The organism is Pseudomonas sp. H26/SER47-MNA-CIBAN-0231 (genome assembly GCF_040310465.1).
GTDB classification, from domain to species: Bacteria; Pseudomonadota; Gammaproteobacteria; order Pseudomonadales; family Pseudomonadaceae; genus Aquipseudomonas; species Aquipseudomonas atacamensis.
This window is the reverse complement of record NZ_JBEOPW010000019.1, coordinates 18,791-39,916: the sequence shown is the minus strand read 5'-3', so window position 1 is coordinate 39,916 and position 21,126 is coordinate 18,791. Positions and strand designations below refer to the sequence as shown.

The window sequence follows — 21,126 nt, the reverse complement described above, 5'->3', positions numbered from 1 at the left end:
CACAGCGATCAGTGCCTTACACTGCCACGATGAAAACCATCCCCCACACCCAAATTGCCGAACCGGCGGTCACCTGCTCGACCTGTGCGGCGTGCTGCTGCCAGCTCGAAGTGATGCTGATCACCGACACCGGCGTGCCTGATCGCTTTATCGATACCGATGAATGGGGCGGTGAAGTGATGCTGCGTCTGGACGACGGCTGGTGCGCGGCGCTGGATCGCGACAGCATGATGTGCACGATCTATGAACGACGCCCGCTGATTTGCCGCGAGTTTGAAATGGGCGCGCCGGAGTGCATCGAAGAGCGCCGGGGTATTGCGACAGCCTACCGCTGATTTGTTTGACGGCGCAGAAACAACTGTGGGAGCGAGCCTGCTTGCGAAGGCGGTGTGTCAGCCACCATTTGAATTGACTGACACTCAGCTTTCGCAAGCAGGCTCGCTCCCACGTCGGTTCCGCGTAGCGGCGTGTTACAGCGGCATTGTGTAATGCAGCGCGTAGCTTTCTACACCATCGTTGTCGCTGGAAAGGCCGGCGTTGGAGTAGTGCGTGGCGCGGATGCCGACTTCGTGGCCGCCGTTGAAGCGCAGGCCGACACCGATGCGGTCTTCGAACTGGAAGGACCCGCCCAGCTTGTTGCTCTCATATTCGGTGTTGGAGAAGAACGCCACGCCGATACCCGCTTCAACGTACGGTTTGACCGACTGACCGGCAAATTCGTAAACGAATACAGGCGAGAACGACAGGCTGTTGTTGCTGGAAGTCTTGTCACCTTCCCAGTACGTGTAGGCACCGCTCCAGTAGCCAGTCAGGCGACCGACGTCGCTCTGCAGCCAGCTCTTGTCCCAGTCGAAATTCATGCCTAAGCGATACGTCATTGTCGAATCGCTGGTACCGCCGACGGCGAATTCAACGCCAGCGGCTTGTGCAGAAATGCTTTGCCCCATCAGTGCGGCCGCAATCGCGGCCAAGCAGAATAGTCGCTTCACTTTGAAACTTCCTTTTCCGGAACGATCGTTTGGTTTTTAGTTGCTGCTGTCGCTATAGAAATCCGCGCTTGGTCAGAAGTTCAGCGTTTTTTCAGTTATTTCACATTTTTTTTACAAGTCGAAGTTTTGCACATTCGACGCAGTTTGGCCCAGCAACGGTAGGATTTTTCTGAGGGATTGCGGATCCCCGCTGGTCCAGAACTTCACCGGCTGGCTCGGACGTTGCGCCAGCAGATCACGCTCGGCGAGCAAGCGTTGCAACTGCCGGGCCACGGCAGCTCCGGTATCGATCAGGCTGACATCGTCGGCGATCATCGACCTGAGTAACGGCTTGAGGAAGGGATAATGGGTGCAGCCAAGAATGATCGTGTCGCAGTTTTGCGCCAGCAATGGAGCGACGTAACCTTGCAATAAAGTGCGTAATTCGGCGCTGTGCAGATCACCCGTTTCGATCAGTTCGACCAGTCCCGGACAGGGCTGGGTGATGACTTTTATGTCGGCCGCGAAACGATCAAGCAACGCGGCAAACTTCGCGCTCTGCAACGTGCCGGTCGTGGCCAGGACGCCAACCACGCCGCTTCGTGTGGCCGCTGCGGCCGGTTTGACCGCCGGTTCCATGCCGACAATCGGCCAGTCGGGGAAATCACGACGCAGATCGGCCACACCGGCCACGGTCGCTGTATTGCAGGCCAGCACCAAAGCCTTGGCACCCTGCTCGCGAAAAAATCCTGCCATCGCACTGCAACGCTGGCGGATGAATTCCGGGGTTTTCTCGCCGTAAGGAATGTGCCCGCAATCGGCGACGTAAAGCAGCGATTCGTTGGGCAGCAAGCGCTGAATTTCGCCGAGGACCGACAAGCCGCCGACCCCGGAATCGAACACGCCGATCGGCGCTTCACGCATGGCGCGCGCCACAGACGCTGCAGCCCGGATCGCGCTTGACCCGCAGCTCACGGAATCGCGAACCCAGCGCATCGATCAGCAACAACCGCCCCACCAAGGGTTCGCCAAAGCCGACCAGTACTTTCAACGCTTCCAGCGCCTGCAAGCTGCCGACCAGACCGACCAATGGCCCGACCACGCCGGCCTCGCTGCAGGTCAGTTCGGCTTCGCTGCCGTGACCGTACAGGCAGTGATAGCAAGGGCTGTCGGCACGTCGTGGATCGAACACCGACAACTGCCCTTCCAGACGAATCGCCGCACCGCTGACCAAGGGCTTGCGCGCGGCAACACAGGCGGCGTTGACTGCCTCACGGGTAGAGAAGTTGTCCGAGCAATCGAGGACCAGATCCACCGCCGCCACCGCTGCGGCGAGGGAATCGGCGTCCAGCGCCTGGCGATGGGCGACCAGTTGAATTTCCGGATTGATCGCGCCCAGGCGCTTGAGCGCCGAGTCGACCTTGGACATGCCGACACTGTCGGTGTCGTGAATGATCTGCCGTTGCAGATTGGTCAGATCGACCGTGTCGAAATCCGCCAGATGCAATTCGCCGACGCCCGCCGCTGCCAGATACAACGCCACTGGCGCGCCGAGGCCGCCAAGGCCGACGATCAGCACGCGGCTGCCTTTGAGTTTCAGCTGCCCGTCGATGTCGATGTGTTGCAGCAGAATCTGCCGGCTGTAGCGCAGCAATTCCTGATCATTCAGCACGGCAGGCGCCCCAGACTGATGCGTTGATGGCCGCCCAGATCGGTGCGGCTATGGACTTCTTCAAAGCCACGGGTAAGCAGCAGATCACGCACCGCTTCGGCCTGATCATAGCCGTGTTCGAGCATCAGCCAGCCGCCGGTTTCAAGATGATCCGGCGTCTGCGCAACAATCAGGCGCAGATCATCGAGGCCATCTTCACCGGCGACCAGCGCACTGGCCGGTTCGAAGCGTACATCGCCTTCGACCAGATGCGGATCGGCGGCGGCAATGTACGGCGGGTTGCTGATGATCAATTGGAAACGCTGGCCCTCGAGGGCGCTGAACCAATGGCTGTTCAGCACCGTAGCGTTGTTCAGGTGCAGACGCTGGCGATTGCGTTCGGCCAGGGCCACGGCTTCAAGCACACGATCCACGGCGGTGACTTTCCACGCCGGCCGTTCGCTGGCCAAGGCCAAAGCAATCGCGCCACTGCCGGTGCCCAGATCAAGAACCTTGGCCGGAGTTGCCGGCAGCAGCTCAAGGGCTGCCTCCACCAGCAATTCGGTGTCAGGACGCGGAATCAGCGTGTGCGGCGCGACTTCCAGATCCAGCTTCCAAAAGCCCTGCTGGCCGAGAATGTAGGCCACCGGTTCACCGCTACGCCGCCGTTGCAAATACTCGGCAAAGGTCAGCGCCGCTTCACTCGGCACGATGCGCTCGGGCCAGGTGTGCAGGAAGCTGCGCGACTTGCCCAATGCGGCGGCCAGGAGCAATTCAGCGTCCAGACGCGCAGTCGGCGAGTCCGGCAACTCGGCAGCGCGCAACAGGCTGGCGATGATGGTCATTTATTCACCTATCGCTGCGAGTTGGTCAGCCTGATATTCAGCCAGCAATGGCTCGATCACGGCTTCAACGCCACCGGCGAGAATTTCATCCAGGGAATACAGGGTCAGGTTGACGCGATGGTCGGTGACCCGGCCCTGGGCGTAATTGTAGGTGCGGATACGCTCGGAACGATCGCCGGAGCCGACCAGCAACTTGCGCTCACTGGCAATCGCGTTGGCTGCCGCTGCGTTCTGCTGATCGTTGAGTTTTGCCGACAGCCACGCCATCGCCCGGGCACGGTTCTTGTGCTGGGAGCGTTCTTCCTGACACTCGACGACGGTGCCGGTCGGGATGTGGGTAATGCGGATCGCCGAGTCGGTGGTGTTGACGTGCTGACCACCGGCCCCGGAGGAACGGTAAGTGTCGACACGCAGATCCGCCGGGTTGATCTCGATGGCTTCGCGCTCGTCCGGCTCGGGCAATACCGCCACGGTGCAGGCCGACGTGTGAATCCGACCCTGGGATTCGGTGGCGGGTACGCGCTGGACGCGGTGTGCGCCGGACTCGAATTTCAGCTTGCCGTAAACGTTGTCGCCTTCAATGCGCGCGATGACTTCTTTATAGCCACCGTGTTCGCCTTCGTTTTCCGAGAGGATCTCGACGCGCCAGCCACGCCGCTCGGCATAACGCGAGTACATGCGGAACAGGTCGCCGGAGAAGATCGCCGCCTCGTCGCCACCGGTGCCGGCGCGAATTTCGAGGAAGACGTTGCGCCCGTCATTCGGATCTTTAGGCAGCAGCATGCGCTGCAGATCGGATTCCAGCGTGACCAGCAACTCCTTGGCTTCGCGAACTTCTTCCACGGCCATTTCGCGCATGTCCGGGTCGTTGTCCTTGAGCAGCGCCTGCGCGCCTTCAAGATCGCTTTGTACGCCGAGCAGCTTTTTATAGGCGGCCACTACCGGCTCGAGTTCGGCGTACTCCTTGGAATAGGCGCGGAACTTGGCCTGATCGGCAATGACTTCACCGTCGCCGAGCAGCGCGGTCAGTTCCTCGAAACGGTCCTGGAGAATGTCCAGCTTGTTGAGCAGTGACGCTTTCATTGCGGTTTTTTATCCGAAAAACTATCCGGTGAGCCCTCAAGGGCAAAGAGTTCCTGGGCCATGGCCAGCGCATCGAGGCGGCCTTCGGCAGACAGCTTTTTCAACTGCACGCTGGGCGCATGCAAGAGTTTGTTGGTCAGGCCACGGGCCAGTTGCCCGAGCACGTCTTCGGCGTTGCCGCCGTTGGCCAGCAGACGCAGGGCCTTCTGCAATTCCTCGTCACGCAAGCGTTCGCTCTGTTGACGATAGGCCTTGAGCACATCGACTGCCGCCAGTTCGCGCAGGCGCACCATGAAATCGTCGGCGCCGACCGAAATCATTTCCTCCGCCGCTTGCGCAGCGCCCTGACGGCTCTTGAGGTTCTCGGCGACCACTTCGTGGAGATCGTCGACGCTGTACAGGTAAACGTCGTCCAACTCGCCGACTTCTGGCTCGATATCGCGCGGTACCGCTATGTCGACCATGAAGATCGGCTTGTGCTTGCGCAGCTTCAGCGCACTTTCCACCGCACCCTTGCCGAGGATTGGCAACTGGCTGGCGGTCGAACTGATGACGATGTCGCTGCGCACCAGTTCCGCCGGAATGTCCGAGAGCAGCACGGCGTGAGCGCCGAATTGCTCGGCCAACTGGCTGGCGCGCTCCAGCGTGCGGTTGGCGACGACGATGCGCTTGACCCCCAGCTCATGCAAATGGCGCGCGACCAGCGTAATCGTCTCGCCGGCACCGATCAGCAGCGCCTGGCTGCGTTGCAGATCGCTGAAAATCTGTTTCGCCAGGCTCACCGCAGCAAACGCCACCGACACCGGGTTCTCGCCGATCGCAGTATCGGTACGCACCTGCTTGGCGGCATTGAACGTCGCCTGAAACAGCCGCCCCAGCAGCGGACCGATGGTGCCGGCCTCGCGGGCCACGGCGTAGGCCGATTTCATCTGGCCGAGAATCTGCGGTTCGCCCAGCACCAGCGAGTCGAGCCCGGAGGCGACGCGCATCATGTGACGAACAGCCGCATCGTCTTCATGCACATAGGCACTGGCGCGCAGCTCGTCGAGGCTCAGATGGTGATAATCGGCCAGCCAGCGCAGCACGACATCGGCCGAGAGCTGATCCTGTTCTATATAAAGCTCACTGCGATTGCAGGTGGAGAGGATCGCGGCTTCGCGGCTGTCGGTCAGTCGGCAGAGCTGCTGCAAGGCCTCCACCAGCTGCTCAGGGGTAAAGGCCACGCGCTCGCGGACGTCTACTGAAGCAGTCTTGTGGTTAATACCGAGTGCAAGGAAGGCCATTCAAGGTCGCTGGTGGTGACGTGAAGCCGGCAATTGTCCTACTTCGAAAGATTCAGAACAACTACCGCTGACTATTGTCCCAATCGTCAGCCCCTATAATGGCCACAATTGAGTCTCGGTTATGTTTGGCCGAAGGCTTGTGTCATGATGATCCGACCGCAGGTTAGTCGTCCTCTTCCTATATGAATAGATCTTCCGCGTTGCTCCTCGCTTTTGTCTTCCTCAGCGGCTGCCAGGCCATGGCGCCCGTTGCGCCGGACGGCACCCCGCCGGTCGAAGACACCACGCCCGCACCTGAAAAGCCCAAGGTTTACGGCTCATTCAGCGAGGAAACCGTGTTCAGCCTGCTGAGCGCCGAACTCGCCGGCCAGCGCAATCGTTTCGACATTGCCCTGGACAACTACGTGACCCAGGCCATCAACACCCAGGATCCGGGTGTCTCCGAGCGGGCTTTCCGCATCGCCGAATATCTGGGCGCCGATCAACCGGCCCTCGACACCGCGCTGATCTGGGCCCGCAATGCCCCGGACGATCTCGAAGCGCAACGCGCCGCCGCCGTGCAGCTGGCCCGCGCCGGGCGCTACGACGACTCCATGGTCTACATGGAGAAAGTCCTGCAGGGCAAGGGCGATACCCATTTCGATTTCCTCGCGCTGTCGGCCGCCGACACCGATCAGGAAACCCGCAACGGTCTGATGAAAAGCTTCGACCGTTTGCTTGAGCGCCACCCGAACAACAATCAGCTGATTTTCGGCAAGGCCCTGCTGTTGCAGCAGGACGGCGACAATCAAGGTGCGCTTACTCTGCTTGAAGACAATCCGCCGGAAGACGGCGAAATCGCACCGATCCTGCTGCGTGCGCGCCTGCTTCAGTTGCTCAACCGTGGCGACGAAGCGCTGCCGCTGTTGCAGAAAAGCATCAGGAAATACCCGGAAGACAAACGCCTGCGCCTGACTTACGCGCGCATGCTCGTCGAACAGGACCGCATGGACGACGCCAAGGCCGAATTCTCCACCCTCGTTCAGCAATACCCGGAAGACGATGAACTGCGTTATTCGCTGGCGCTGGTGTGCCTGGAAGCCAAGGCGTGGGATGAGGCCAAAGGTTATCTGGAAGACCTGATCGCTCGCGAAAGCCACGTCGATTCAGCGCATCTGAATCTCGGCCGGATTGCCGAAGAGCGCAACGACCCGCAAGGCGCGCTCATCGAATACGCCCAGGTCGGTCCGGGCAATGACTATCTGCCGGCACAGCTGCGTCAGGCCGATATTCTGATGAGCAACGGCAAGACCGCCGAAGCGCAAAGCAAACTGGCGGCCGAGCGTGACGAGCAGCCCGATTACGCGATCCAGCTGTATCTGATCGAGTCGGAAAGCCTGTCGGCCAATAAACAGGACGACAAGGCCTGGAAGGTTCTGCAACAAGCGCTGCAGAAATACCCGGACGATCTCAACCTGCTTTACACCCGCGCCATGCTCGCGGAGAAACGCAATGATCTGGCGCAGATGGAGAAAGACCTGCGCCTGATCATCAAGCGCGACCCGGACAACGCCATGGCGCTCAATGCACTGGGCTACACCTTGTCCGACCGCACCACCCGCTACGCTGAAGCGAAAACGCTGATCGAGCAGGCGCACCAGATCAATCCGGAAGACCCGGCGGTACTCGACAGCCTCGGCTGGGTAAACTATCGCCTGGGCAATCTGGACGACGCGGAGAAATACCTGCGCCAGGCGCTCGAGCGTTTCCCTGACCACGAAGTCGCCGCGCACCTTGGCGAAGTCCTCTGGGCCAAGGGCAATCAACGCGAAGCCAAACAAGTGTGGGGCAAGTTCCTCAAGGATCAGCCCGACAGCACCATTCTGCGCAGCACCATCAAGCGCCTGACCGGATCCGAGAATCTTTAAACCATGCTTTTGCGCCACGTTATTGTTTTCAGCTTCATCGCCCTGCTCGCCGGTTGCTCGGGTTTCGGCACTCGCGAATCAGTCGAGGGTCACGGCAGCCCGGCTCAATGGGCAGCGAACAAACAGCAACTGACCGGCCTTGATGGCTGGCAGATCGACGGCAAGATCGGCATCCGCGCGCCGAAGGATTCCGGCAGCGGCACGCTGTTCTGGCTGCAGCGTCAGGATTACTACGACATTCGCCTGTCCGGCCCGCTGGGTCGTGGCGCGGCACGCCTGACCGGGCGCCCGGGCAAGGTGTCGCTGGAAGTCGCCAACCAGGGCCGCTACGAATCGCAATCTCCTGAAGCCCTGCTCGAAGAACAGCTGGGCTGGAAATTGCCGGTATCCAATCTGGCTTGGTGGGTTCGTGGCCTGCCCGCGCCGGAAAGCAAGAGTCGCTTGAACCTGGACGCCGACAGTCGTCTGGCCAGCCTTGAGCAGGACGGCTGGAAAGTCGAATACACCGCCTACACCGAACAGAATGGTTACTGGCTGCCCGAGCGCATCAAGCTGCACGGCACCGACCTTGACGTAACGCTGGTGATCAAGACCTGGCAACCGCGCAAGTTGGGGCAATAAAGCATGACCGCTGCACGCCTGACCCTGCCCTCGCCGGCCAAACTCAACTTGATGCTGCACATTCTCGGTCGCCGTGAAGACGGTTATCACGAATTGCAGACGCTGTTTCAATTCCTCGATTACGGCGATGAACTCACTTTCGCCGTGCGCGATGACGGCGTGATTCAACTGCACACCGAGTTCGCCGGTGTGCCCCACGACAGCAACCTGATCGTGCGCGCGGCGAAGATGTTGCAGCAACAGTCCGGCTGCGCGCTCGGCATCGACATCTGGATCGACAAAGTCCTGCCCATGGGCGGCGGCATCGGTGGCGGCAGTTCGAATGCGGCGACGACTTTGCTCGGTCTCAACCATTTGTGGCAACTGGGCTGGGATGAAGATCGCCTGGCGGAACTGGGCCTGTCACTCGGTGCCGACGTACCGGTGTTCGTCCGTGGCCATGCGGCATTTGCCGAGGGTGTTGGCGAGAAACTGACCCCGGTCGACCCCGAAGAACCGTGGTATCTGGTGCTCGTGCCGCAAGTCGCTGTTAGTACGGCAGAAATTTTTTCCGATCCTTTGTTGACACGTAACACACCGCCCATTAAAGTGCGCCCCGTTCCCGAGGGAAACAGTCGAAATGACTGCTTGCCGGTGGTCGCAAGGCGTTATCCAGAGGTACGTAACGCATTGGATTTGTTAGGTAAATTTACCGAAGCAAAGCTCACCGGAACTGGAAGTTGCGTGTTTGGGGGCTTCCCAAGCAAAGCTGAAGCTGATAAAGTCTCGGCCCTTCTGACAGAGACCCTTACAGGGTTTGTAGCGAAAGGAAGCAACGTTTCGATGTTGCATCGCAAGCTGCAAAGTCTGCTCTAAAGGAATCAAGTGCCCGGCACTTGAAAGCAACAGATACAGGGGCGTCGCCAAGCGGTAAGGCAGCAGGTTTTGATCCTGCCATGCGTTGGTTCGAATCCAGCCGCCCCTGCCATTTTCTCTACTCATCCAGGTTACCCTCAGCCTCTAGGTACTGCGCGTGTCCAAGATGATGGTCTTTACGGGGAATGCCAACCCCGATCTAGCTCGGCGTGTCGTACGTCAGCTGCATATCCCTCTCGGTGACATCTCTGTCGGCAAGTTTTCCGACGGCGAAATCACAGCCGAGATCAATGAAAACGTTCGCGGTAAAGACGTCTTCATTATTCAGCCGACCTGCGCTCCGACCAACGATAACCTGATGGAACTGGTAGTGATGGCTGATGCCTTCCGCCGCTCCTCGGCTACTCGTATCACTGCTGTTATTCCTTATTTTGGTTATGCCCGTCAGGATCGCCGTCCGCGTTCCGCACGTGTGGCTATCAGCGCGAAAGTCGTTGCTGACATGCTTACCGTAGTCGGCATCGACCGTGTTCTCACGGTTGATCTGCATGCTGACCAGATTCAGGGCTTCTTCGATATTCCGGTAGATAACATCTACGGCTCCCCGGTTCTGGTGGATGACATTGAAGATCAGCGCTTCGAAAACCTGATGATCGTGTCCCCGGACATTGGTGGCGTCGTGCGTGCACGGGCTGTTGCCAAGTCGCTGGGCGTCGATCTCGGGATCATCGACAAACGCCGTGAGAAAGCCAATCACTCTGAAGTGATGCATATCATCGGTGATGTCGAAGGGCGTACCTGTATTCTCGTCGATGACATGGTCGATACCGCCGGCACCCTGTGCCACGCGGCCAAGGCCCTGAAAGAGCATGGCGCAGCCAAGGTCTTTGCCTACTGCACACACCCTGTGCTGTCGGGCCGGGCCATCGAGAATATCGAAAATTCCGTGCTGGACGAGCTGGTGGTGACCAACACCATTCCGCTGTCCGCTGCAGCACAAGCCTGTGCACGTATCCGTCAACTGGATATCGCACCGGTTGTTGCCGAAGCGGTACGCCGCATCAGCAATGAAGAATCGATCAGCGCGATGTTCCGTTAAGGGCCCTGCCCTTCGCGAAATGTCTCGTTGACGAAAAGCGCCCCGCCCCGGCATTCCTGTCGGGGCGGGGCTTTTTTGCCCATACCGTGTTCGGCGCTGGTCGCAAACGCCACTCGGTCATGGCTATTTTGGAGATACAAAATGAACGATTTTACTCTGAATGCTGAAGTGCGTTCCGACCTGGGGAAAGGTGCGAGCCGCCGCCTGCGTCGTCTCGCCGCTCTGGTTCCAGCTGTTGTTTACGGTGGCGACAAAGCCCCTGAATCCATCAGCATGCTGGCCAAAGAAGTTGCCAAACTGCTCGAAAACGAAGCGGCTTACAGCCACATCATCGAGCTGAACGTTGGTGGCACCAAGCAGAACGTCATCATCAAGGCTCTGCAGCGTCACCCGGCCAAAGGCCACGTGATGCACGCTGACTTCGTACGCGTTGTTGCCGGCCAGAAACTGACCGCCATCGTGCCTGTACACTTTGTTGGCGAAGAAGCTCCAGTGAAGAAAGGCGGCGAAGTTTCGCACGTTGTTGCTGAAATCGAAGTGACCTGCCTGCCAAAAGATCTGCCTGAGTTCATCGAAGTCGATCTGTCGAAAGCAGAAATCGGCACCATCATTCACCTGTCGGACCTCAAAGCTCCTAAAGGTGTTGAGTTCGTTGCTCTGGCACACGGCGATGACAAGGCTGTTGCCAACGTCCACGCTCCACGTGTTGCTGCAGAACCTACCGAAGAAGGCGAAGCAGAGTAATTCACTCTGTCATGCCGGAGTGAGCAAGTAACATCGCGGACTGGAACGTAGCGAGAAAGCGGGCGAGAACGCGGAGTTTACATCCATGGTAAATGAGCATTTTTCGTCCACTTTCGCCGCTTTCCCCGATCGCGGCGATGTTATCCACCACTCCAAGGAAGGGCCCCTATCGTGACTGCCATCAAACTGATCGTTGGCCTGGGAAATCCAGGCGCTGAATACGAACAGACCCGGCATAACGCAGGGGCCCTTTTTGTTGAGCGCATCGCCCACGCACAGAATGTGAATCTTGTGGCCGATCGCAAATATTTCGGCCTGACCGGGCGCTACTCGCATCAGGGTCAGGATGTTCGTCTGCTGATTCCCACCACCTACATGAACCGCAGCGGCCAGGCCGTGGCGGCACTCGCCGGTTTCTTCCGCATCAAGCCTGAAGAAATCCTCGTGGCGCATGACGAACTCGACTTGCCTCCGGGCGTTGCCAAGCTCAAGCAGGGTGGCGGCCATGGCGGTCACAACGGGTTGCGCGACATCATTGCGCAACTGGGCAATCAGAATACGTTCTACCGCCTGCGGCTTGGCATCGGCCACCCGGGCGTTGCCAGTATGGTTTCAAATTTCGTCCTGGGTCGTGCGCCACGCGCCGAACAGGAAAAACTCGATGCCAGCATCGACTTTGCCCTCGGCGTGCTGCCGGATATCCTCGCCGGGGAATGGAACCGCGCGATGAAAAACCTGCACAGCCAGAAGGCCTGACTTTTACCCGAGGGGAAACACCATGGGATTCAATTGCGGCATCGTCGGCCTGCCTAACGTCGGCAAGTCCACCCTGTTCAACGCCCTGACCAAATCCGGTATCGCGGCCGAGAACTTCCCCTTCTGCACCATCGAGCCGAACAGCGGCATCGTGCCGATGCCGGATCCGCGCCTGGAAGCCCTGGCGGCCATCGTCAATCCGAAGCGCATCCTGCCGACCACCATGGAGTTCGTCGACATCGCCGGCCTCGTCGCTGGCGCCTCGAAAGGTGAAGGCCTGGGCAACAAGTTCCTGGCCAACATCCGCGAAACCGACGCGATCGCTCACGTGGTGCGCTGCTTCGAAGACGACAACGTGATCCACGTGTCCAACAGCGTCGACCCGAAACGCGACATCGAAATCATCGACCTGGAACTGATCTTTGCCGACCTCGACAGCTGCGAGAAGCAACTGCAGAAAGTCGCGCGCAACGCCAAGGGCGGTGACAAGGACGCCGTGGTTCAGAAGGCTCTGCTTGAGCAACTGATCGCGCACTTCACCGAAGCCAAACCGGCGCGCAGCCTGATGAAGAACATGAGCGCTGACGAAAAGGCAGTGATCAAGGGCTTCCACCTGCTGACCACCAAGCCGGTCATGTACATCGCCAACGTTGCTGAAGACGGTTTCGAGAACAACCCGCACCTGGACGTGGTCAAGGCCATCGCCGAAGAAGAAGGCGCCATGGTCGTTCCGGTGTGCAACAAGATCGAAGCGGAAATCGCCGAGCTCGACGACGGCGAAGAGAAGGACATGTTCCTCGAGGCTCTGGGCCTGGAAGAACCTGGCCTGAACCGCGTGATCCGCGCCGGCTACGAAATGCTCCACCTGCAGACCTACTTCACCGCCGGTGTCGAAGAAGTCCGCGCCTGGACCGTCAAGGTCGGTGCCACCGCACCACAGGCCGCTGGCGTGATCCACACCGACTTCGAAAAAGGCTTCATCCGCGCCGAAGTCATCGCCTACAACGACTTCATCCAGTACAAAGGCGAAGCCGGCGCCAAAGAAGCCGGCAAATGGCGTCTGGAAGGCAAGGATTACATCGTCAAGGACGGCGACGTGATGCACTTCCGTTTCAACGTCTAAGCAACAGCCGGGCAAGAAAAAGCCGCGTTTCATACGCGGCTTTTTTGTGCCTGAAATTCAGTGACTGAGTACATTTCCCTGCTCGCGAATGCGGCGTGTCAGCTAAGCATTCGTCAACTGACACACCCATTCGCGAGCAGGCTCGCTCCCACAGTTCGATTCGTCTGTTCAGGCCTTTCTGGTACGCGGTAAAAAGATCGCCAACACACCAAACAACGGCAGAAACGAGCACAGGAAGTACACGTACTCAATCCCGTGCACATCCGCCAGATGCCCGAGCAGCGCTGCGCCAATCCCGCCGAAACCAAACATGAGCCCGAAGAAAATCCCGGCAATCATCCCGACATTGCCTGGCACCAGTTCCTGCGCGTACACCACGATCGCCGAGAATGCCGACGCCAGAATGAAGCCGATCACCACGCTGAGAATGCTGGTCCAGAACAGATCGACATGCGGCAGGATCAGGGTGAACGGCGCGACGCCGAGGATGGAAACCCAGATCACTGCCTTACGCCCGATCTTGTCCCCGATCGGCCCGCCGAAGAACGTCCCCGCCGCCACTGCGCCCAAGAACAGGAACAGATGCAATTGCGAGCTGGCCACCGACAGGTCGAACTTCTCGATCAGGTAGAAAGTGAAGTAGCTGGTGAAACTGGCCATGTAGAAATACTTGGAGAACACCAGTAGCCCGAGCACCACCAGCGCACTGGTCACCCTGCCCTTCGACAAGCCGTGCGTCGCCGCCTGGCCGGCCTTTAGCTTGAACAGGTTGAGGTGATTGGCGTACCAACGGCTGATGCGGTACAGCACGAACAGCGCAAACACTGCGAACAGACCGAACCACGCCACATTGCCCTGGCCGAAGGGAATGATGATCGCCGCCGCCAGCAATGGGCCGAACGCGGAGCCGGCATTGCCGCCGACCTGAAAGGTCGATTGCGCCAGACCAAACCGGCCGCCCGAGGCCAGTCGCGCAACACGCGAGGCTTCCGGGTGAAAGGTCGACGAGCCGATACCAATCAGCGCCGCCGCCAGCAGAATCAATGGGAAGCTGCCGACCACCGACATCATCAGAATGCCGATCAACGTACACACGGTGCCCGCCGGCAGCAGCCACGGTTTCGGATGCCGGTCAGTGTGATATCCGACCCACGGCTGCAACAGCGACGCGGTCAACTGGAAGGTCAAGGTGATCAGGCCGACCTGGGTGAAGGTCAGGCCATAGTTGGCTTTGAGCATCGGGTAGATCGACGGCAGAACCGACTGGATCAGGTCATTGATCAGATGCGCCAGCGCCACCGCGCCGATGATGCGCATCACCAAGGGGCTGCTTTGCGGAGCAGCGGTCGCCGAGGCAGCGGCGGTCTGAACGTTGCTGATAGCCATGGAAAATTCCGGACAGCAGATGGGTGCCCGCAGGCAGGTGCGTCAATGTGCCATTTTTCGGTGCGCTCGCGCTATCCCCTTAGGCAGCTAACTAACTGACTGGTCGTCGAGCAAACGGTGATAGCGCAACGCCATGGTCTGAATCTTGCCTTCCTTCTGCCCTTGAACACGATCGCCTTACAAAGGCGCTCGACAATGGGAAGTTTCGCTACAGAGCCGGCCTACAGAGCGGGCATGGGTGAACTTTCGAGGCCTTTTAGAGGGCACAGGTCGCAGCCGAAAGGTTCGCGATGCACGCCAATGGTGCGTGGTGTCCAGAGGAGTCATGAGGCATGCAGGCTTTCCTTTCACCGGGGATCAAATTGCTGGGGCGGTTTGGCTTCGCAGGTAAATTCCAATTGTTGTTTCTGCTGTTCATTCTGCCGCTGGCCGGCAGCCTGTTGATGATCGGCCATGACTATCGCGAGAAGCTCAATCTGATTTCCGGCGAACGTGCCGGTGTGCGTCAATTGCTCGCGCTGGATGCGCTGGACAACCTGCTCGCCGCGCAACGCGACCGCGCCGCCCGCTGGCGCGCCACCGAGACCAATCGTCAGCCGACACCGGCCACCCTCGCCGCCATGGCCGCCTTCGACGCCGTGCAACCGGCGGTGCTGCAAGCCACCACGGAGCTGGGCAATGCCCTGAACCAGCAAGGCGCCGACGGCGCAATCCTCGAACGCTTTCAGGCGCTGCAAACCGCGCTCAATGGCCTTGATTCGAAAAGCCTGAGCAGTGTCGGCTGGTGGCCGGACGGTTATGACCGCTTCACCAATGCCCTGGGCGCGCTGCAAGCCTTGCGCGAGCAGATCGTCATGGACAATCGCCTGACCCTTGCACCGTGGCTGGAAACCTACCTGCTGACGCAGATTTCCACGCAGCACGCGCCGGACCTGATCGAGCGGGTCGGCCGTCTCGCCGCGGTCGGCCAAGCCTCGGTGGTCTCCGGGCAGTTCACCCTGCAGAGCCGCTTGCAGTTGCGCGACCTGCGCAGTCGCATCGGGGACGCCCGCGAGCAACTGGTGAAAACCGCCAGCCTGCTGGAGGCGCGTCTGCCAGCCGAGCTGCAAGCCTGGGCCGGTCAATATCAAGACAGCCTGAAACACCTCGACAGCGGCCTGAAAGTCCTCGACGACGGTGTGTTTGGCGGCAGCATCAACCTCAAGCCAGAGGACTTCGAACGCAGCCTCGACGCGCTGCTCACCGACCTCGCTTCCCTGCGCCAGCAATCCCTGGTCGCGCTGGATCAGCGGCTCGATGCGTATTACAGCTCGGCGATTCGCCAGTTCATTCTTGTCGCCGCAATCTTCGGTTGCCTGCTGTTGGCCGCGCTGTACCTGTTCGTCTGCCTGCAAGCCTCGATCCGCCGCAGTGCCAGCGGCATCACCTTGCTCGCTGAGGCCTTGCGCGACGGTAACCTGAGCCTGCAAGTGCCAGTGGTGGGGCGCGATGAGCTGGCAGCGATCAGCACCGCGCTTAACGTCGCTGTGGTGCAACTGCGCAGCAGCATGCTCGGCGTCGACCACGAGACCTCGCAGTTGAGCAACGCGGTACGCAGCCTCAACCAACACTCCAGCGGCGCCCTGAGCGAAGTCGAGGCGCAGCAGTTGCAGATCAGCCAGATCGCCGCTGCCGCCACGCAATTGGCCGCCACCTCGCAAGGCGTCGCGCAAAGTTGCGAACAGGCCTCCGGCAGCGCCCAGCAAACCCGGCGCATCGCCGCCGACAGCAGCCGCGACAGCCAACGCACCACGGCCAGCATTCAGCAGCTCAATCAGCGCCTTAACGACACCGCCGCCGCGCTTGGCCGGGTCAGCGAGCAAGGCCAGCAGATTCAACTGGTCGTGGACACCATTCGCGGCGTCGCCGAGCAGACCAACCTGCTCGCGCTCAACGCCGCCATCGAAGCCGCCCGCGCCGGCGAACAGGGTCGCGGCTTTGCCGTGGTCGCCGACGAGGTGCGCAGCCTCTCGCAACGCACGCAATCGTCCACCGCGCAGATCGCCGGCACCGTCGACAGCCTGCGTGCCACGGTCAACGAAGCGGTGAGCCTGATGGAAGCCGCTTGTGGTCAGGCGCAATCGGATGCCGAGGCGGTCACCGGACTCGGCGAACGCCTGGGAGAAATCGCCAGCGCCGTACAGAGCGTCACCGACACCCTGGCGCAAATCGCCACGGCAGTTGAAGAACAGGCCAGCACCGCCGACGAAGTCAGCGGCAATATCCAGCAGGTCGATCAAGCAGCGGTGCGTTTGCTTGAAGGCGCACGCGCGGTGAACCTCGCGGCCGACACCTTGAGCCAGGGCAGCGAAGCCCTGAGCGCCAATACCGCCAGATTCCAACTGCGCTGACGCCCTCCCCGGCCCCGATTTTCGGGGCTGGAGGATAAGCGGTTGAAAACAGGAAGAAATATTTTCGATTTACGCTTGACGCTTTGCCATTTCAGGGGAATAATGCGCGCCACTTGGCTACATAGCTCAGTTGGTTAGAGCATAGCATTCATAATGCTGGGGTCCGGGGTTCAAGTCCCTGTGTAGCCACCAAGTACTAAAAACGGCTTACCGAAAGGTAGGCCGTTTTTTTATGCCTTGAGAAAAGTTGCGCTCTGCTTCACTCGCAACCTACCGCTTAATGTCAGCGGATCAATTCCACGTGCCCCATCAGAGAAATGCCGCAGGGAAAAAATCAGAAAGCCCGACATCGAGCCGGGCTTCTTATTACCACGGTGGATCACGCTGCTGTGTGTTCCTGATCATCCTGACTGTGAGCGACCACCTTCGACAAACCGAGCCCCACAGCAGACAGCACCTTCAGTAGCGTAGAAAGGCCTGGGTTCCCATCTGCTGAAAACTGGCGGTAAAGATTGCCTCTATTGAGTCCGGTTGCGTTGGAGACAGCGGCAAAACCGCCTCTCGCTTCCACCACACGTCGTAACGCGGTGAGAAACACAGACTCACCGCCCTCTTCATCAATTTCTTCCAATGCTGCAACGAGATATTCGAGAGCGAAATTCTCTTCCGTGCGCAGCATTTCGAGAACACTGCCCTCGTGATTGCTTACGCTTTTCATTGAGCTACCTCTTCAGCGCCTTCCAGATTTCTTTTGATTGATGTCGTGTTGCTGCCTTTGTTTTGTTCCACCGCCCAGCAAAAGTGAAGCCCCTCCTGGCAACCGTACAGAAACCATCCTCAGGCAACGCCGTGTAGGCTGTCGACCTGAATAATCTGTAAGAGAAATCCGGCGTAGTCAGCGATTCAAAGGAAAAGATTACAGGCGCGACCGACAATGGTTTTGCCTGAATCAGGCGCAAAACCGCTGGACTGAGATAGCCCTGTAGGAAGCAGGCTTTGCTCACGTAAGAACTGTATTTTTCATCACTTCAAGCACTCGCCCCTCTCTCCCCGAATTGCCCTTCGACCGACAAGCTCCCCTGGCTCGATTCAGCGCCATACAGGGAGTTGGCATGCGTCAATACAAATACCTTCTCGACGATGACTGGTTATTAAATCCGTATAGCGGTGGCAGGGCCTGGTTTACTTTGCTTCCACCGAAAGCACCGGAGCCGGTGTACATCGAGAAGGATGAGTGGCCTGCGCCCGAGCCACGCGAAGACAGGGTATTTGCCAAGTCCTGCACGCCGGACAACTGGTGTCGCACGGACGCTGGCACTGCCAAGGAGCCAGCCAGCAACTTCGGCAAGATCATGGTCGCCGGCGCCATGCTCATGCCATCCGCCAGCACCGCGATCGCGACGGCAATAGGCGCCGACCTGGCTTTGGGGCGTCTGGCCGGCGGCGGGATTTTGCAACAGCGCCTGAACTGGGCCATCCGTGGCGCCGGCGGGCCGGCCAGCGTGTTTGTGCTGGGAATGCTGCCGAGCAAAATGGCCGACGGCACGCTTCACACCGACGAAGAACTAAGAAAATAGCACCGCCTGAGCTACCGCTTTCGCGAGCAGGCTCGCTCCCACAAAGGCATCGTTTTCGGCTAATCGATTGGCGCGGCCGCTGAGCGGGAGGGCTGTAATCCTCACGCAGTTTGCACCCCGCCGGCCCGCTCGATAAAGTCCCCGAAGACTTCTACCCCACGGACGGAGAGCCAGCGTGTTTCCAGCCCAGCCCTTGAAGCGCTTTCGCCTGCCAGCCCTGACACTGCTTGTCAGCGCTCTGACCCTCACCGCATGCAACGCCCCGCCCTCTTCCTCGTTGCCGCTGGCACCGGAAGCCGCTTCCGGTTACCGCACTGATCTGCAAACCCGTCACGCCAATAAGCACATGGCCGCTGCTGCCAATCCACTCGCGGCCGAAGCCGGGCGGGAGATGTTGCGTCAGGGTGGTTCGGCGATTGATGCGGCGATTGCGATGCAGGCGGTGTTGACGCTGGTTGAGCCGCAGTCTTCCGGGATCGGTGGCGGGGCGATGATTGTGTTGTGGGATGGCAAGCAGGTGCGCACCTATGACGGCCGCGAAACGGCGCCGGCCGGGGCCACCGAGGAGCTGTTCCTGAAGGTTGATGGTAAACCGATGGCCTTTACGCAAGCGCAGATCGGCGGGCGCTCGGTCGGTACGCCCGGGGTATTGCGGGCGCTGGAGCTGGCGCATCGGCAGCACGGTCGCTTGCCATGGGCGAAGCTGTTTGAGCCGGCGATCAAACTGGCCGAGCAAGGATTTGCGATTTCCCCGCGCCTGCATTCGCTGCTGACTGCCGATCCGCTGATACGCCAGTCACCAGACATGGCCGCCTACTTCCTCAATAACGATGGCAGCGTCAAAGCTGTAGGCACACGCCTGCAAAACCCGAAGTTGGCCGCCGTGTTCAAACGCATCGCCAGCGAAGGTGCCGATGCGCTGTACAAAGGTCCGATCGCCGAAGAGATCGTCGCCAAGGTTCAACAGCACGCCAACCCCGGCAGCCTGTCGCTGAACGATTTGCAGCGTTATCAGGCCAAGGAGCGCGCGCCGCTGTGTACCGACTACAAGCGTTGGCAGGTCTGCGGCATGCCGCCACCATCGTCAGGCGGAATTGCCGTAGCGCAGATTCTCGGCACGTTGCAGGCGCTGGAGACTCGCGACCCACGCCTGTCGCTGACGCCGCTCAAACCGGTGAACAGCAATAGGCCGGCCGGCATCGAACCGGCGCCGCAAGCGGTGCATCTGATCGCCGAGGCTGAACGTCTGGCCTATGCCGACCGTGCGCAATACGTGGCCGACACCGATTTCGTCCCGGTGCCGGTCAAAGGTCTGCTTGATCCAGCCTACTTGGCCAGCCGCGCCAGCCTGATCGGCGAGCGCAGCATGGGCAGCGCCAAACCGGGCACACCGCCGGGCGTACAGGTGGCCTATGCACCGGACCGCTCGCCGTTGCGCATCTCGACTTCGCAAGTGGTGGCGGTGGACGACCTCGGCGGCGCCGTGTCGATGACCACCACCATCGAAGCCGCGTTCGGCTCGCACCTGATGGTTCAGGGTTTTCTGCTGAACAACCAGATGACCGACTTTTCCTTCATCCCCGAAGAGAACGGGCAGAAAGTCGCGAACCGCGTCGAACCCGGAAAACGCCCACGCTCGTCGATGGCGCCGACGCTGATCTTTGATCGCAACACTGGTGAATTCGTCGCCACAGTCGGCTCGCCCGGCGGTTCGCAAATCATCGAATACGTGGCTAAAACCACCATCGGCCTGCTCGACTGGAACCTCGATGCACAAAGTGCGATCAACCTGCCCAACTTCGGCAGCCGCAATGGCCCCACCGAACTGGAACAGGGACAGTTCAGCCCGGTGCTGATTCAGGCGTTGAAAGACAAAGGGCACACGGTCAGTGAAATCGACATGACCAGCGGCACCCAAGCAATCGTGCGGGTGAAGGATGCGCAGGGCAAAGCGACATTGACGGGGGGTGCCGACCCTCGGCGTGAGGGAGAGGCGTTGGGGGACTGAAACACCGCATTGAAAAAGGCCTGCCGAGCAGCAGGCCTTCTCCCGGGAGTAAATCAGACCGCCAACGTCTTGCCATCCACCCCATCCCCAATCTTCAGGAAATGCCCGCCCGCCACGTGGTGCAAGGTACGCAGTCCATCCTGCCCCTCGAAATGCCAGCGCCCATCGCTGAACACACGCTCATCGGCTTGGGCGGCGATGACTTCGGCGAGGAACAGGTCGTATTGCTCGTGATTGCGCGGCTCCGGCAGCAGGCGGCATTCGAGCCAGGCGACACAGCCCTCGAGCAGCGGCGCTTCAACCTGTTCGCCAGCGAAGGTTTGCAGACCGTACGCCTGAAACTTGTCGTGACCTTGGTTGCGGGTGAGTTCCAGGCCGGAGGTGTTGCCGACGGTTTGCACGATATCGGCCTGATTGACGCAAGGCACGTTCAGCACAAAAGTGCCGGAGGCTTCAAGCAACTGGCGAGTCCAGGTGGATTTGTCGAGGACGACGGCGACTTTCGGCGGTTCGAAATCCAGCGGCATGGCCCAGGCGGCGGCCATGATGTTGCGTTGGCCGTCGTGAGCGGCGCTGACCAGTACGGTCGGCCCGTGATTGAGCAGGCGGTAGGCTTTGTTCAGAGGCACCGGACGGCGGTGGGAGACGCTCATGGGGATCTGCTCCGGAGGAAAAGGAGCCGATTGTAGCGCTGTCACTGGAGAATCGCAGAACCTGTGGGAGCGAGCAGATGCGGCGCTGCCCCTCGGTGATCGTTCCCACGCTCTGCGCGGGAATGCATCCTGTGACGCTCTGCGTCACGCCAGCGAAGGAACGCGGAGCGTCCCGGG

General features: G+C 60.1%; 20 protein-coding genes and 2 tRNA genes. 13 read left to right on the top strand and 9 right to left on the bottom strand.

Translation table 11 applies throughout. From position 1 onward, the window contains the following. The first annotated feature begins 29 nt into the window (after window positions 1-29). A complete protein-coding gene (locus AAEZ10_RS22920; protein ID WP_024014290.1) occupies window positions 30-335 on the top strand; it encodes a YkgJ family cysteine cluster protein in 306 nt (101 codons plus the stop codon). Window positions 336-470: 135 nt separating this feature from the next. Here the strand turns inward: AAEZ10_RS22920 and AAEZ10_RS22915 are convergent, their stop codons facing one another. The 6 genes from AAEZ10_RS22915 to hemA all read right to left on the bottom strand — a co-directional run bounded on the left by AAEZ10_RS22915 (window position 471) and on the right by hemA (window position 5,830). After that, on the bottom strand, window positions 471-989 hold the full coding sequence (locus AAEZ10_RS22915; RefSeq protein WP_073473508.1) for an acyloxyacyl hydrolase: 519 nt from the start codon (window positions 987-989) through the stop codon (window positions 471-473). 111 nt (window positions 990-1,100) lie between these two features. Further along, the gene (gene murI / locus AAEZ10_RS22910; protein ID WP_024014292.1) at window positions 1,101-1,892 is read right to left on the bottom strand and encodes a glutamate racemase; all 792 of its coding nucleotides are present in this window, start codon (window positions 1,890-1,892) and stop codon (window positions 1,101-1,103) included. Beyond that, on the bottom strand, window positions 1,885-2,640 hold the full coding sequence (locus AAEZ10_RS22905) for a molybdopterin-synthase adenylyltransferase MoeB (RefSeq protein ID WP_350571126.1): 756 nt from the start codon (window positions 2,638-2,640) through the stop codon (window positions 1,885-1,887). The genes murI and AAEZ10_RS22905 overlap by 8 nt, the downstream gene beginning before the upstream one ends. Further along, the gene (gene prmC, locus AAEZ10_RS22900; protein WP_252884831.1) at window positions 2,634-3,464 is read right to left on the bottom strand and encodes a peptide chain release factor N(5)-glutamine methyltransferase; all 831 of its coding nucleotides are present in this window, start codon (window positions 3,462-3,464) and stop codon (window positions 2,634-2,636) included. Before prmC ends, AAEZ10_RS22905 begins: the two co-directional genes overlap by 7 nt. Continuing rightward, window positions 3,465-4,547 (bottom strand): peptide chain release factor 1, encoded by a 1,083-nt coding sequence (gene prfA, locus AAEZ10_RS22895; RefSeq protein ID WP_016773210.1) that lies wholly within the window; start codon window positions 4,545-4,547, stop codon window positions 3,465-3,467. Then, entirely contained in the window at window positions 4,544-5,830 is a 1,287-nt protein-coding gene (gene hemA, locus AAEZ10_RS22890; RefSeq protein WP_350571123.1) for a glutamyl-tRNA reductase, read from the bottom strand. Before hemA ends, prfA begins: the two co-directional genes overlap by 4 nt. 182 nt (window positions 5,831-6,012) lie before the next feature. Here hemA and AAEZ10_RS22885 point away from each other — a divergent pair, with 182 nt between their 5' ends. From AAEZ10_RS22885 to ychF, 8 genes are all read left to right on the top strand, one after another. Then, a complete protein-coding gene (locus AAEZ10_RS22885; RefSeq protein WP_041480005.1) occupies window positions 6,013-7,737 on the top strand; it encodes a tetratricopeptide repeat protein in 1,725 nt (574 codons plus the stop codon). 3 nt (window positions 7,738-7,740) lie between these two features. Beyond that, a complete protein-coding gene (lolB, locus tag AAEZ10_RS22880; protein WP_016773207.1) occupies window positions 7,741-8,358 on the top strand; it encodes a lipoprotein insertase outer membrane protein LolB in 618 nt (205 codons plus the stop codon). Between the two features lie 3 nt (window positions 8,359-8,361). Then, entirely contained in the window at window positions 8,362-9,213 is an 852-nt protein-coding gene (gene ispE, locus AAEZ10_RS22875) for a 4-(cytidine 5'-diphospho)-2-C-methyl-D-erythritol kinase (RefSeq protein ID WP_016773206.1), read from the top strand. Between the two features lie 37 nt (window positions 9,214-9,250). Continuing rightward, window positions 9,251-9,325 (top strand) — tRNA-Gln (locus AAEZ10_RS22870). 45 nt (window positions 9,326-9,370) lie between these two features. After that, entirely contained in the window at window positions 9,371-10,312 is a 942-nt protein-coding gene (locus tag AAEZ10_RS22865) for a ribose-phosphate pyrophosphokinase (protein WP_003171603.1), read from the top strand. A gap of 141 nt (window positions 10,313-10,453) precedes the next feature. Continuing rightward, a complete protein-coding gene (locus tag AAEZ10_RS22860) occupies window positions 10,454-11,056 on the top strand; it encodes a 50S ribosomal protein L25/general stress protein Ctc (protein WP_024014298.1) in 603 nt (200 codons plus the stop codon). Window positions 11,057-11,227: 171 nt separating this feature from the next. Beyond that, window positions 11,228-11,812: an aminoacyl-tRNA hydrolase gene (gene pth, locus AAEZ10_RS22855; protein WP_016773203.1), complete on the top strand. Its 585-nt coding sequence runs from the start codon at window positions 11,228-11,230 to the stop codon at window positions 11,810-11,812. A gap of 22 nt (window positions 11,813-11,834) precedes the next feature. After that, window positions 11,835-12,935 (top strand): redox-regulated ATPase YchF, encoded by a 1,101-nt coding sequence (gene ychF, locus AAEZ10_RS22850; protein ID WP_016773202.1) that lies wholly within the window; start codon window positions 11,835-11,837, stop codon window positions 12,933-12,935. Window positions 12,936-13,103: 168 nt separating this feature from the next. On the opposite strand, the gene AAEZ10_RS22845 is transcribed toward ychF, so the two are convergent. Beyond that, complete coding sequence (locus AAEZ10_RS22845; protein WP_350571118.1) at window positions 13,104-14,321, bottom strand: MFS transporter; 1,218 nt, start codon at window positions 14,319-14,321, stop codon at window positions 13,104-13,106. A gap of 332 nt (window positions 14,322-14,653) precedes the next feature. On the opposite strand from AAEZ10_RS22845, the gene AAEZ10_RS22840 reads away from it, so the two are divergent. Together AAEZ10_RS22840 and AAEZ10_RS22835 are read left to right on the top strand one after the other, a co-directional pair. Continuing rightward, entirely contained in the window at window positions 14,654-16,711 is a 2,058-nt protein-coding gene (locus AAEZ10_RS22840) for a methyl-accepting chemotaxis protein (RefSeq protein WP_350571116.1), read from the top strand. 115 nt (window positions 16,712-16,826) lie between these two features. Next, window positions 16,827-16,903 (top strand) — tRNA-Met (locus AAEZ10_RS22835). Between the two features lie 187 nt (window positions 16,904-17,090). Here AAEZ10_RS22835 and AAEZ10_RS22830 read toward each other — a convergent pair. Further along, complete coding sequence (locus tag AAEZ10_RS22830; protein WP_350571114.1) at window positions 17,091-17,429, bottom strand: helix-turn-helix domain-containing transcriptional regulator; 339 nt, start codon at window positions 17,427-17,429, stop codon at window positions 17,091-17,093. A 394-nt stretch (window positions 17,430-17,823) separates the two neighbouring features. On the opposite strand from AAEZ10_RS22830, the gene AAEZ10_RS22825 reads away from it, so the two are divergent. Both AAEZ10_RS22825 and ggt read left to right on the top strand, forming a co-directional pair. Then, window positions 17,824-18,288, top strand: coding sequence for a hypothetical protein (locus AAEZ10_RS22825; RefSeq protein ID WP_282384372.1), 465 nt, complete (start codon window positions 17,824-17,826; stop codon window positions 18,286-18,288). Between the two features lie 175 nt (window positions 18,289-18,463). After that, the gene (gene ggt / locus AAEZ10_RS22820; protein ID WP_350571112.1) at window positions 18,464-20,296 is read left to right on the top strand and encodes a gamma-glutamyltransferase; all 1,833 of its coding nucleotides are present in this window, start codon (window positions 18,464-18,466) and stop codon (window positions 20,294-20,296) included. 53 nt (window positions 20,297-20,349) lie between these two features. Here ggt and AAEZ10_RS22815 read toward each other — a convergent pair whose 3' ends face one another. Next, window positions 20,350-20,949 carry a flavin reductase family protein gene (locus tag AAEZ10_RS22815; RefSeq protein WP_130929606.1) on the bottom strand — a complete coding sequence of 200 codons (600 nt, stop codon included), beginning with the start codon at window positions 20,947-20,949 and terminating at the stop codon, window positions 20,350-20,352. Window positions 20,950-21,126: the final 177 nt, after the last annotated feature.

What these genes read in the sequence shown, in the direction of transcription:
- AAEZ10_RS22920 (WP_024014290.1), top strand. Translation starts at nt 30, where the DNA reads ATGAAAACCATCCCCCACACCCAAATTGCCGAACCGGCGGTCACCTGC.
- murI (WP_024014292.1), bottom strand. Translation starts at nt 1,892, where the DNA reads ATGCGTGAAGCGCCGATCGGCGTGTTCGATTCCGGGGTCGGCGGCTTG.
- prmC (WP_252884831.1), bottom strand. Translation starts at nt 3,464, where the DNA reads ATGACCATCATCGCCAGCCTGTTGCGCGCTGCCGAGTTGCCGGACTCG.
- prfA (WP_016773210.1), bottom strand. Translation starts at nt 4,547, where the DNA reads ATGAAAGCGTCACTGCTCAACAAGCTGGACATTCTCCAGGACCGTTTC.
- hemA (WP_350571123.1), bottom strand. Translation starts at nt 5,830, where the DNA reads ATGGCCTTCCTTGCACTCGGTATTAACCACAAGACTGCTTCAGTAGAC.
- AAEZ10_RS22885 (WP_041480005.1), top strand. Translation starts at nt 6,013, where the DNA reads ATGAATAGATCTTCCGCGTTGCTCCTCGCTTTTGTCTTCCTCAGCGGC.
- lolB (WP_016773207.1), top strand. Translation starts at nt 7,741, where the DNA reads ATGCTTTTGCGCCACGTTATTGTTTTCAGCTTCATCGCCCTGCTCGCC.
- ispE (WP_016773206.1), top strand. Translation starts at nt 8,362, where the DNA reads ATGACCGCTGCACGCCTGACCCTGCCCTCGCCGGCCAAACTCAACTTG.
- AAEZ10_RS22860 (WP_024014298.1), top strand. Translation starts at nt 10,454, where the DNA reads ATGAACGATTTTACTCTGAATGCTGAAGTGCGTTCCGACCTGGGGAAA.
- ychF (WP_016773202.1), top strand. Translation starts at nt 11,835, where the DNA reads ATGGGATTCAATTGCGGCATCGTCGGCCTGCCTAACGTCGGCAAGTCC.
- AAEZ10_RS22845 (WP_350571118.1), bottom strand. Translation starts at nt 14,321, where the DNA reads ATGGCTATCAGCAACGTTCAGACCGCCGCTGCCTCGGCGACCGCTGCT.
- AAEZ10_RS22840 (WP_350571116.1), top strand. Translation starts at nt 14,654, where the DNA reads ATGCAGGCTTTCCTTTCACCGGGGATCAAATTGCTGGGGCGGTTTGGC.
- AAEZ10_RS22830 (WP_350571114.1), bottom strand. Translation starts at nt 17,429, where the DNA reads ATGAAAAGCGTAAGCAATCACGAGGGCAGTGTTCTCGAAATGCTGCGC.
- AAEZ10_RS22825 (WP_282384372.1), top strand. Translation starts at nt 17,824, where the DNA reads ATGCGTCAATACAAATACCTTCTCGACGATGACTGGTTATTAAATCCG.
- AAEZ10_RS22815 (WP_130929606.1), bottom strand. Translation starts at nt 20,949, where the DNA reads ATGAGCGTCTCCCACCGCCGTCCGGTGCCTCTGAACAAAGCCTACCGC.